At 37.1% G+C, this 12582-nt stretch carries 10 protein-coding genes; 3 read left to right on the forward strand and 7 right to left on the reverse strand.

Annotation, left to right across the window (positions count from 1 at the left end):
• Window position 1: 1 nt before the first annotated feature.
• The 4 genes from AC4BC7_RS11195 to AC4BC7_RS11210 all read right to left on the reverse strand — a co-directional run bounded on the left by AC4BC7_RS11195 (window position 2) and on the right by AC4BC7_RS11210 (window position 3376).
• Window positions 2-862 (reverse strand): MetQ/NlpA family ABC transporter substrate-binding protein, encoded by an 861-nt coding sequence (locus AC4BC7_RS11195; RefSeq protein ID WP_207871831.1) that lies wholly within the window; start codon window positions 860-862, stop codon window positions 2-4.
• Window positions 863-875: 13 nt separating this feature from the next.
• Complete coding sequence (locus AC4BC7_RS11200) at window positions 876-1652, reverse strand: SDR family oxidoreductase (protein WP_207871832.1); 777 nt, start codon at window positions 1650-1652, stop codon at window positions 876-878.
• 108 nt (window positions 1653-1760) lie between these two features.
• On the reverse strand, window positions 1761-2237 hold the full coding sequence (locus AC4BC7_RS11205) for an S-ribosylhomocysteine lyase (protein WP_207871833.1): 477 nt from the start codon (window positions 2235-2237) through the stop codon (window positions 1761-1763).
• Between the two features lie 32 nt (window positions 2238-2269).
• Window positions 2270-3376: a 5-methyltetrahydropteroyltriglutamate--homocysteine S-methyltransferase gene (locus tag AC4BC7_RS11210; protein ID WP_490504428.1), complete on the reverse strand. Its 1107-nt coding sequence runs from the start codon at window positions 3374-3376 to the stop codon at window positions 2270-2272.
• 469 nt (window positions 3377-3845) lie between these two features.
• Between AC4BC7_RS11210 and AC4BC7_RS11215 the strand changes: the two genes are divergently transcribed.
• From AC4BC7_RS11215 to AC4BC7_RS11225, 3 genes are read left to right on the forward strand one after another with little or no spacing between them, the layout of a single operon-like run.
• A complete protein-coding gene (locus AC4BC7_RS11215) occupies window positions 3846-4850 on the forward strand; it encodes a LacI family DNA-binding transcriptional regulator (protein WP_207871834.1) in 1005 nt (334 codons plus the stop codon).
• Window positions 4847-6217 (forward strand): glycoside hydrolase family 1 protein, encoded by a 1371-nt coding sequence (locus AC4BC7_RS11220; protein ID WP_490502885.1) that lies wholly within the window; start codon window positions 4847-4849, stop codon window positions 6215-6217. The genes AC4BC7_RS11215 and AC4BC7_RS11220 overlap by 4 nt, the downstream gene beginning before the upstream one ends.
• A 12-nt stretch (window positions 6218-6229) precedes the next feature.
• On the forward strand, window positions 6230-7090 hold the full coding sequence (locus AC4BC7_RS11225) for an ROK family protein (RefSeq protein WP_490502886.1): 861 nt from the start codon (window positions 6230-6232) through the stop codon (window positions 7088-7090).
• 60 nt (window positions 7091-7150) lie between these two features.
• Here the strand turns inward: AC4BC7_RS11225 and AC4BC7_RS11230 are convergent, their stop codons facing one another.
• The 3 genes from AC4BC7_RS11230 to AC4BC7_RS11240 form a co-directional block, all read right to left on the reverse strand.
• Complete coding sequence (locus AC4BC7_RS11230) at window positions 7151-8767, reverse strand: glycoside hydrolase family 13 protein (RefSeq protein ID WP_490502887.1); 1617 nt, start codon at window positions 8765-8767, stop codon at window positions 7151-7153.
• Between the two features lie 208 nt (window positions 8768-8975).
• Complete coding sequence (locus AC4BC7_RS11235) at window positions 8976-9998, reverse strand: LacI family DNA-binding transcriptional regulator (RefSeq protein ID WP_207871838.1); 1023 nt, start codon at window positions 9996-9998, stop codon at window positions 8976-8978.
• A gap of 335 nt (window positions 9999-10333) precedes the next feature.
• Window positions 10334-12400, reverse strand: a complete 2067-nt coding sequence (locus tag AC4BC7_RS11240) for a methyl-accepting chemotaxis protein (protein ID WP_490502888.1) — start codon at window positions 12398-12400, stop codon at window positions 10334-10336.
• Window positions 12401-12582: the final 182 nt, after the last annotated feature.

The following is a 12582-nucleotide window of genomic DNA, read 5'->3' on the forward strand; positions in this document are numbered from 1 at the left end:
TTTAGTCCTCCCATACATCGCTGACTGGTTCATCGACTTCTACTTTTGTTCCATCAAATTTTTCAGCTACAAATTCTTGCACTTTTGGATCATGGTACAATTCGCCTAATTTTTGGAGTGCTTCTTCATCTGCCCGATCTTCTTTAACGGCAATAATATTGATACTTTTACGGGTGGTTGCATCGGCTTCTTCACGATAAATAGAATCTTCCAACACATTTAGACCGCCTTCAAAAGCAATCGTATTGCTAATTAACACTAAATCAACATCCGGTAACACACGCGGACCAGTCAAATCATCAATTAATGTAAATTCTAAGTTTTTAGGATTTTCGACCACATCATCTGGCGTACCAATTCCATCATCAAAATCATCTTTTAGTTTAATCAAACCAGCTGATTCTAATACACGTAAACCTCGTGTCGTATTTGATGGATTGTCAGCTAGCGCAACCGTAGCACCATCTGTAATTTCTTCTACAGATTTGAATTTATTGGAATAAATTCCCATTGGTTCAATATAGGTTGTTGCTACAGGAACGAGTTTAACGGGACTTTCTGCGTTAAAGCTTTCAAGATAACCAATCGATTGAAAGGCATTCGCATCAGCATCACCATCCGCAACGGCATTATTGGTAATTGCGCCACCTGTTATGTCTTGCACTTCAAGTTTAATTCCCGCTTCTTTCGCCGCATCTGATTCTGCAATAAAGCGCCAAATTTCTGCATCTGGTCCAACTGAAGCAATTCGAATTGTTTCTTCTTTTGACGCTTCTTTAGTTTCTTCTGTTTTTTCTTGATTGCCACAAGCCCCTAGCAAAAGGACACTTGCTATCAATAAACCACTTAACCATTTTTTCATTTGATTCGCTCCTTTAATTCATTGTCATACCGCCTGTTACATTTACTGCTTGCCCTGTCATATAACTAGCTAACGGGCTTGCCAAGAATAAAACAACATTGGCGACATCTTGTGGCGTACCTGTCCGTCCTAGAGGTACTTGACTATTGTCTTCTTCAAGAACCTCTTGTGCTGTCATGCCACGAATGGCTCCTCCTTCAATGCGCTCACGATGTTTCATCGGTGTTTCAATAATTCCTGGACAAACAGCATTAACTAAGATTCCTTGATTGGCTACTTCTAATGCTAAGGTTTTACACAAGCCCAATACTGCATGTTTAGAAGCAACATAAGCTGACATCCCTCGATACCCATTTTTTCCTGCTTGCGAGGCAATAAAAAGAATGCGCCCTTTTTTCTGATGTTTTTGCATTAATTTAGCAATATATTTACTACTTAAATAAGCACCTCGAGTATTAACAGCGAGTACCTTATCAAAATCAGAAGTTTTACTTTCAGTTAGAAAATCCATGGTGGAAATTCCAGCTACATCCACAAATACCTCGGGAATCACTTGGTCATTCTCTAATTGTTCCACAAGGTTTTGAAGCGCAGATTCTTGACTAATATCTAAATGTACATGGTAAAGCTGCTCGTTTATTTTTGTCAATTGCTCTTCTTCAAAGCCAATATCCGCAGAAATTACCCGCGCGCCTTCTTTTAAAAAGGTTGCTACGACAGCTTCGCCAATGCCTTGTTTACTTCCAATGACTAAAACAACTTTATCAACTAATTCTGAAAAATATCCCACCTGTCATCCTCCTCAACAATATGCGTCACATTGTTGTATTTCAGCTAAAAAAATCCCTTGCTGCTACCTACCCATTGCCTCGTTTTCCCAAGGGAATGACATGAGCTTTTATTTAACTACATTGCGCTCAAACGCATCATCACTAATGCCTTGTTCTATTACCAATTTGGCATATTCTTTTGCACCAAATAACGAATGGTCACGATAATTTCCACATTCTTTTTCAGATACGCCTTGAATATCTTCAAATTTTGTTTCATTCACAATAATCGTTAATACTTCCGTTAATGCTTTCGCAACTTCAGTAGCACTTGGTACACCCCATGTAATTAAATGGAAACCTGTACGGCAACCGAATGGCGAAATATCAATAATTCCTTCCAATCGGTCACGCAATAAGTCAGCTAACAAATGTTCTAATGTATGAATGGTTCCTGTTGGCATTTCTTTTTCATTTGGTTGCAAAAAGCGCAAATCATAATTCGCAATAACATCGCCTTTAGTACCATGTTCTTCTGCAATTAAACGCACATAAGGTGCTTTTACCTTTGTATGATCTAGGGTGAAACTTTCTACTTCTGCCATAATTTTATTCCTCCTATTTTTCGATAGAGCAACTATTGGTCGCCCCATACTTCCTTAGCTGTTTCAATAATTAATGCGAATTTTTTCCATTGATCGTCTTCACTCACGTTGTTTCCTTCATGAGTAGAAGAAAAACCACATTGCGGACTTAAACATAATTGATTTAACGGTACATATTGACTTGCTTCTTTAATTCGTGCTTTTAAGACTACTTTGTCTTCTAATTCTGGTGTTTTCGTTGTCACTAAACCTAAAACAATACGTTGGTCTTTGATATTTTGTAATGGTTCAAAACTACCTGAACGTTCATCATCAAATTCCAAGAAAAAGCCTGCAAATGCTTCAATTGATAATAGTCGCTTCGCAATCTTATCATAAGAGCCATTATACAACCAGTGAGACTGAAAATTCCCTTTACAAAAGTGGAATGTAACTGCTAAATCATCCGGTTTGCCTTCTAACACAGCTTCAGTAATATCTCCAAATTCTTGAATCAGCTCGTCTGGATCATAGCCATTATTGGCAATCAAACCACGGAAACGATCATCGAATAATCCGCCCCAACTAGTGTCATCTAATTGTAAATAACGACAACCTGCATCATAAAATCCTTGAATAACCTCACGATAGGTTGCAATTAAATCTTCAATAAAGGCTTCTTTGGTTTCATAGACTGGATTTTCATTGTATTGTTTCGATAAAATAAATGAATCGAGAAAAATCATATTCGGTCCAGGAATCGTTTGTTTGGCAACTGCATCACCAGCATGTTCTTTTGTGAAGCGGAAGTGATCCAAAAATGGATGCGCTAAATCAAAAGATAATTTGCCACTCACATAGGTACCTTGTGCTTCGGTTTTTAAACCAAAAGCAGTGGTTTCAAAATCATAGACGGTAATACCATTCAACCCCGCAATAAAATCAAGATGCCACCAGCGACGACGAAATTCGCCATCTGTAACTGCTTGTAAGCCTACTTCTTTTTGCTTTTCAATCAATGCAATAATCGCCTTGTCTTCCACTGCAGTCAATTCTTCTTTCGTAATAGTTCCCTCTTTAAAGGCTGCGCGTGCTACTTTTAATTCTTCTGGACGTAAGAAACTTCCTACTTGATCCCAACGAAATGGAATAGTCATAATTATTATCTCTCCTTTTATTTTATAAAAAAAAGCCCTTAGACATCCTAAGACATCTAAGGGCATTACTCTGCGTTACCACCTTATAACGTAGTATTCTCACAAATACTACCTTCATCAGTACCCACAATTCGTGGAGACTGTTGCTGCTTAACGGAGCAAACCGTATCTTCTTAACTATTCAGAAAATCCACTCAAAAGCCATTTTCGTTGAATCTATTTTTTTATCTCTTTTCAGCTACCGAGACTCTCTAACGAAAAAAACGAATTCACTACTTTCTTTCTCACAGTGTTTATTTATGAAGTTGTAATGAATATATCAGAATTGTTTTCCTAAAGTCAATAGGTAAATTAAATTCTTGAATAACTACAAAAATTTTACAATGTTTTGAAAAAAGGGTTTTCATTTATTTTTATTTATGCTAATCTATTTTTGAATCGATTCAAAAATAGAGCAGAATGGAGGAATGGTATGGCAACAATTCAAGAAGTGGCGGCTCATGCTGGTGTGTCGGTAGGTAGTGTTTCGCGTTATTTAAATGGGCATCAATTAAAACCGACAAATATGGAAAAAATTGCAACTGCTATCAAAACACTAAATTATCAAGAGAACTTTTTGGCACGGGGACTCAAAAATAAACAAACTCGTTCGATTGGATTATTAATGAATCATGTCCAAAATCAATTTTCTGCGACCTTTATTGCGACCGTTTCAGATGAGCTAGAAAAGTTAGGATACAGTATTGTTGTCAGTGCTTTACGAGATGATGCCAGTCGTTTAAAAGAAAAATTAGATTTCCTAATGGCACGACAAATTGATGGACTTTTATTGTTTGAAATTGAGCCAACGACACTTGACCAGCAATATATCAAAGCTTTGACTATTCCTGTTGCTTCGATTAATATCCCTCTGTCTTTAGATAATGTAGATTCGATTGTGATGGATAATCGACAAAGTACTCAAGCCGTGATGGAGAAGATTATCGCCTATGGACATCAACATATTGGTATCATTGCTGCACCCCAACAAGATATTATCGCCAAAGAACGCCTCACAGGTATTCAAGAAGCAGTGAACAAGCACCCTCAAGTAACAGCGACCATTTATTTTGGTGATTATTCGAAAGCAAGTGGTTATCAAAACATGCAGCAATTATTGACACAGGATGTTTCTGCCGTCTTTGTGTGTAATTACAAAATGGCTCTCGGTGCTTTACAAGCACTATATGAAAGTGACCAACAAATTGGCACAGATATTTCTTTTGCCAGCTTCGATTACTTTGATTTAAGTGAAATCGTTTATCCTAAATTAACTGTCCTACGACAACCTATTAAAGAAATTAGTCAATTAGCGGCCAAACGGATGATTGAACGAATTCAAGCAAAAGAACCTTTAACAGCAACAACTTATGTATGTAACAATGATATTTTATGGCGTGATTCTATCGCTAATTTTTTGGAGGACGAAAACAAATGAAAAAATTTCCAGAGAACTTCTTGTGGGGTGCCGCCATTTCAGCACCGCAATCAGAAGGACATAGTTTAACAAATGGCAAGTCAGCTTCGACATGGGATTATTGGTACCAAACGAATCCTGAAAAATTCAACGACAATCAAGGTCCTGCCGATACATCTAATATGTATGAGCTTTATAAAGAAGATTGTCAACGAATGCAAGAGATCGGGTTAAATTCACTGCGTACGTCAATTGCCTGGACCCGTCTGCTTCCTGATGGAAAAACGGTTAACGATGAAGCGGTGGCTTTTTATCGTGAGTATTTCCAAGAAATGATTCGCTATGGTGTAGAACCAATTGTTAATTTGTTCCATTTTGATATGCCTATGTGGTTAATGGAAAAAGGCGGCTGGGAAATACGTGAATCCGTCGATGCTTTTGCCTTTTATGCAAAAACAGCCTTTGAATTATTTGGCGATATTGTCAAAAAATGGACAACCTTTAACGAACCACTTGTGCATATTGAATGTGGATATTTATTTGAATTTCATTACCCAGCAATTGTTGATTTCAAGAAAGCAGTACAAGTAGGTTACCACACATTAATGGCGCATGCCTATGCTGTGAAAGCTTTTCGAGAAGTGTTACCTGATGGACAAATTGGCTTGATTTTAAATATTTCGCCAGCCTATGCGCGCAGTGATTCTAAAGAAGATTTACAAGCAAAAGAGGCTTCTGATTTATTAAATACGCGTAGTTTCCTTGACCCTGCTGTTCATGGCGAAATTCCAGCAGAATTAATTACATTGATTAAAGAACATGAGTTAACACCTGTCACTCAACCAACAGATAAATCAGTGTTAACAGAGAATACAATTGATTTTATTGGGTTGAATTATTATCAACCACGACGTGTACAAGCTCCAGAAAATCCTGCCTTCCCAGCAAAAATGCCGAGTGATTTATACGGACATTACGATTGGCCAGAAAAGAAAATTAATCCTTATCGTGGCTGGGAAATTTATCCAAAAGCACTTTACGATGTCGCTCTTATGATGAAAAATGACTACAACAACCTACCTTGGTATGTCAGCGAAAATGGCATGGGCGTTGCCGATGAAGAACGTTTTATGGAAAATGGTATGATTCAAGATGATTATCGCATTGAATTTATGCAAGAACATTTAGAATATCTTCATCAAGGGATTGCAGAAGGAAGCAATTGCTTTGGCTATCATACATGGACCTTTGTTGATTGTTGGTCATGGTTAAATGGCTATCGTAATCGTTATGGTTTTTATCGTGTGGATTTAGAGAATAATTTTGCCCGTAGTTTGAAAAAAAGTGGTATTTGGTATAAACAATTAGCGGAAAATAATGGTTTTTAAAGGAGAAAAAATATGAGTATTGCAGTCTTTGATATTGGCGGCTCAGCCGTAAAATATGGCTTATGGAATCAAGAAACATTGCATCATGTCAACCAATTTCCCACCCCTGGTACGTTTGAAGAACTACAAAGTCAATTAAAAACCGTCATTGATGCTTACGAAACAACCATCACAGGCGTAGCCATCAGCTCACCTGGTGCGGTCAATGTGGCTGAACGTCGTATTGATGGAATCAGCGCTGTTCCTTATATTCATGAACGCCCAATTTTTGATGAGTTAGAAGCTTATCTAGGTTTACCTGTCGCAATTGAAAACGATGCGAATTGTGCAGGCATTTGTGAGATTGAAATTGGTGCCGGCCAGAAAATACAACATGCCGTCTTTGTCGTCATTGGTACAGGTGTAGGTGGCGCCATTTTCATCAATGGTAAATTGTATAAAGGGGCACATCTATTTGGTGGCGAATTTGGTTTAATGCAAAATCGCAATGGCAATACATTAAGTTACAACGGAACAGCAGTGAATACAGCTGCGCGCTTCTCTGAAAAAATTGGCACCCTGATTACTGGAAAAGAATTATTTGAACGCAAAGATGCAGGAGATGAACAAGCGATTGCGGCTTTGAATAACATGTATCAAAATATCGCTGAAGCTCTGTATAACATTCAAGTATCGATTGATCCAGCTATGGTGATTATCGGTGGCGGTATTTCCGCTCGACCAGAAGTTACAGTAGCGGTTAAAGATCGTTTGCTTGCCTTATTAACAGAATCAGGCGTTCCTTCCATTATGCCGGAAGTATGCGCTTGTGAGTATCAAAATAATGCCAATCTAATTGGTGCTGCCTTTAATTTCCAACATATTCATTCTTAAAACAAACCTTTAAAATCTGTCACAAAAAAATTGCGCCTCCTGTTAAGGAAGCGCAATTTTTTAATTTACTTTCACAACAAATGCTTGCCATGGTTTTAATGTCAATTCTTTTAAGGTAGTCACTGGTTCATCATTACAAATCACTGTTGCGACCAATTCATCATCTATTGTGAATGGTTGTGGTTCATTCGAAAAGTTTGTCACAACTAACCATCGTTCAGCTTCATAAGTTCGGTAATAGCTAAACACTTCAGCAACCGTATCCACTAATTCAAAATCTCCCCAAACCATAATCGGATGATCTTTGCGTAATTGGACTAACTCTTGGTACGTGTAGAAAATCGAAGTTGGATCAGCCAAGGCAGCTTCAACATTGATTTCTTTGTAATTATCATTCAAGGCTAACCACGGTGTTCCCGAGGTAAAACCACCATTGGTAGAATCATCCCAAGCAATTGGTCGACGTGCATTATCCCGTCCTTTAGCATTGATTGACATTAAAATTTCTTCTTGTGTATAGCCTTCAGCCAAGCGTTCATGATATAAATTAACAGTTTCAATATCCTCCGCTTGAGAAATATCCGTAATTGGCGTATTGGTCATCCCAATTTCTTCACCTTGGTAAATATACGGTGTTCCTTTCATCATATGCAATAAAATAGCCAACATTTTAGCACTTTGCACACGGTACTCTCCATCATTTCCCCAGCGTGAAATCATTCGTGGTAAATCATGGTTGTTCCAAAATAACGAATTCCAACCTTCATTCCCTAACTCAGTTTGCCATTTAGCTAAGACTGTTTTTAATTCCGCAATATCAATCGGTTTTAAATCCCATTTTGATTTTCCAGGTTGCTGATCCAAACCAATATGTTCAAATTGGAAAACCATAGATAATTCATGTCGTTCTGGATGAGAATATAATTTGGCAATTTCAGGAGTAGCTCCCCACGTTTCACCTACTGTTAATAAATCATGATTTCCAAATGTCGCTTGATTCATCTCTTGCAAATAGTCATGTAAATGTGGTCCATTACCTGTAATTCCTTGTAATGGCAATTTCCCTACTAAGTCAATCACATCCATCCGGAAACCGCCAATTCCTTTATCAATCCAGAAATTCATCATATCATAAACAGCTTGACGAACTTCTGACTTTTCCCAATTTAAGTCAGGTTGTTTTTTGCTGAAAAGATGTAAGTAATATTGCCCACTGGCGTCATCAAATTCCCATGCTGAACCTGAAAATGCTGAACGCAAATCATTTGGTGCCTCTCCATTCACTGGATCAGCCCAGACATAATAATCACGATACGGATTATCTTTGCCTTTTTTGGCTTCCACAAACCAAGCGTGTTCATCAGAAGTATGATTTACAACTAAATCCATCACAATTTTAATCTTGCGCTTATTAGCTTCAACTAATAGTTCATCCATATCTGCCATCGTGCCAAATTCATCCATAATGGCTTCATAATCTGAAATATCATAACCATTGTCGTCATTCGGTGATTGATAAACGGGTGATAACCAAATCGCACCAATTCCTAATTTTTCTAGGTAATCAAGTTTTTCAATAATCCCTCGTAAATCACCAATTCCATCACCATTACTATCGTTAAAACTACGTGGATAAATTTGATATACTACGACTTCTTGCCACCAATGCTTATTCATACTTTTTTCCTCCTAAACTGTTGTATCATTTACGATTTAATTTATTAATTGATGTTTGTATTTCACATAGGTGTTACGTAACACTAATTGTTATTTTTTTACCAGAATAAAAGAAATCACTTTTATTCTGGATTTGGAGATTGATTTAGGTGTTTCGAAACACCATATGCTAACACTATACAGTGTATCTTCGTAATAGTCAACGCTTTCATTTTATTTTTTTGACTGATTGTCCCTCGATAAATGTCGTTGTTATTTGAATGGTGCGTTTCGTAAGTTGTTGTCCTCTAATATCAGCTAATAATAATTGAATGCCCTTTTCAGCTTTTTGCAAGATATTTTGATAAACTGTCGTAATTTGTGGCGTAGCTAGTTTTGCTAATAACGTTCCATCGAAACCCGCAATCGAAAAGTCGTCCGGAATATGCCAACCATGATTGGATAGCACTGACTGCGCTCGTACTGCCATTAAGTCTGAAGCAAAAAATAATGCGGTAATATGACCTGCATGTTTTTTGGCAAATGCCTGAATAAATACTGCAAATGCTTCTTCACTATTCGGCGCACTGAAATAATTGGGTTTTAATTGATGCTCTGCTAAAGCTTTTTTAACCCCTTGTGCCCGTTTTTCATCAACGCCTATCCAATCCTCAAATGATTTGCCAAATGCGATAAAAGCAATTTCTTGATGCCCTTTAGAAACTAAATAGTGAGTCATTTCATAACTTGCTTGTAAATCATCCACCCCAATGTTTAAAATATCTGCCTCTTTTTGGGGATACATATCTAAAAAGACAATTGGAATCTTTAAGCTATTCGTCCATTCACTTAAATCTTTAGGCGATGTTCCCGATAAAACAACACCTTCTAAATCCCACATCTGTACTAACTTTACGCCATCATCAACGGAAGAGACACGTTGAAACATCATAAAATAACCAGCTTCTCTAATCGCAGTTTCCACAGCTTGTATGAATTCACCTAAATAAGGATTGTCATACGTATGCGTAGAAATCGCACGGTCATCTTGGAAAATCACACCAATGATTCGTGAGCCATTTTTTGCTAATAAACGTCCAGCCATATTCGAATGATACTTTAGTTCTTTTAAAGCTTGCTCCACCTTTAATTTCGTTTCTGCAGATACTTTAGTAGTTCGTCCGTGAATGACATTAGAGACAGTTGTTGGACTAACACCTGTATAGTTTGCAACATCCTTAATCGTAGGCATCGTTTCCCCTCCTTTTATTTCTTCTTTATCATACAATACTTTACAAGGAGTTTCTATAACTGTAAAAAAGATGACTAGAGTAATTGAAAGACAGGTTATTTTTCCGTTATTAGATGAAAAGATCAGATATAGTTCAATTACACCGCTTTTAGTCGTCCTAAAATGAAAAGTCAGAACAAAAATTTGCACTTTGGTTCTGACTTTTTCTATTCTATCTGCAAAAAGTATCTTTGGAGCGCAATACATGAGAACTATGCTACTCTTTTATCAGAAGTTAGCTCCCATTTTTCCAAACTCTTCTTGTTATATTCCATCATTTGGCTATGCTTGTCTGATTAATCTTCTTTGACAAACCTTAACGAAGACATCATTCGTTTTAAATCAGTAGCAATGCTTTGTAAGTCTCTCACGTGACCAACAAACTCTTCCATTGTTGCCAAAACTTCTTCGGCATTGGCTGACACTTCTTGCGTTCCTGCTGCATTTTCTTCTGTTGAAGCAGAGATGCTTTCTAAATTCCCCAACACACCGCTTTGAATTGTGACAATCCGATCATTGGATACTTCAATCTCATGAATATTGTTAGCCATTGCTGAAGTGCGTTCCAACACATCTTGTGCTGAGGTAATAGCTTGATGAATCAAGCGTGTTTGATTTTCTCCACCTTCTAATGAACGAGAGACTTTTTCAACCATTTGATTCGATTTTCCTTGAATAGTGCTAATAATCGTTTCAATTTCTTTGGTCGAACTTTTGCTTTGTTCTGCCAATTGGCGAATTTCAGCAGCAACAACCGCAAAACCCTTGCCTGATTCACCTGCACGTGCTGCTTCAATCGATGCGTTTAAAGCTAATAAATTCGTTTGATACGAAATATCGTTGATTACATTAATGATTTGATTGATCGCTTGAATACTTTGATTCATACTACTCATTCCCGTAACTAATTCACTCATTTGTTCCATTTCTTGTTTCCAACTAGAATTTACTGCATCCATCACTTCCATGCTTTGCTGATTGCTTGAATTGGCATCTTGTGATTGATTATTTAATGCAATGACATTGGCGGTTAGTTCTCGAATAACATCTGATAGTTGTTGCATTTGGCTAACACTATATTCTGTTTCTTGCGCTTGTGTGCCGGTTACTTCAGCTACACCAGTGATAGTGTCCGTAACTTCGCCTGTTGCTAAAGTGGTCTGTTGAGCTAACTCAAGTAATGCATCCGCCATCTCTGCAACTTGTTCGCTTTGTTTTTGTGATTGTACAGTTATGTTCTCGATACCATCAATCATTTCATTGAAATTGGCAGCCATGCGATGAATTTCTGTTCCTTGTTCATCTGGATAAACATAACGTTTTGCTCTAGTTTTCAGACTGAAACCTTTCTCCGTACCTTTTGTTGTTTTTTTAATTTTTTGATAGGTTCCAACCTTCATACCATTGAAATATGATTCAAAAATTGAAATAATCTCTTTGACAAGTTTTTGTACAATAAATGCAAAGAAGCCAACTAAAATTAATAAAGCTATTGCCACAATTGCTGAAGAAGTCAATAACGCATTGGTTTCGATTTTGTACTCATTATCCATAATCGATGCAAACGCAAATGTTTGATTTCCTTCTTTGCCTTTATTGAAATAAACATTGGCTACTTCTGGATATTCAGGTTCCTTTGTTTTCACTTCAACTAGTCCTTGGGCTTCCTGATGTTCAAGCAATGCTGAAAATAGAGCTGTTTTAGAAATATCTTGTCCAACTTTTTCTGAATTTGCATCTGCCACAATAATACCATTCGTTGAAACCAGAGTAATCGAACCCGTTCGTCCAACTGTTAATTTCTGTAATAACTGCCCAATTTTCTCAAAAGAAATATTGATAGTCAGAACGCCCCAATCACCATCTTTATTTTTAATTAGTTTAGAAGCTGTCGTTAAATAATCATTTGAAGCAGCATCTTTGTATGGTGTTGTCCAACCAATTTCTCCCTGATTTTCTACCGCCAACTGATACCATGGACGTGAACTAGGAACAAAATCACTCGGTAAATTATTTAAAGAAGTAAACCGATCATCAGATGTTGCAAAGTTCATTCCTTTAATATTTCCATCACCACGGGTTACTAACTCTAATACGCTATGAATCTCAGCTAAATCAAACTCTTCTTGAAACACTGGTAAAGTAGAAATTTCACTTAAACGAGTCTCCATCATCGTTAATAACATGTCTTTTTCAGTGATTACTGCTTGTGTCGTACTTTGTTGCGTCACTTCATTGCGCTCTTGTAATAAATCCATATTAATTTTGTATGAGCTCATTAACATAATTGCTACAGGTAATAATGCTAGTGATATTAATGCAAAAAAAATAATTTTCCCAATGCTTTTTTGGTTCTTCTTCATAGTACTCCTCCTCATAATAAATGAATTCAAAAGTCTTTCTTAGAAACTTGCAACCGCTATCAAAAGGAGTTTCCATACCTTATCTACAAAAATATTCGCCTCACTACCTAGTGAAGCGCTTCTCGATTTCTGTGAATAACTCTAAAAATAGTTTGATGCAATTGATATTCCATTTGTTAGTC

This window comes from Enterococcus sp. AMC1623 (assembly GCF_058216495.1).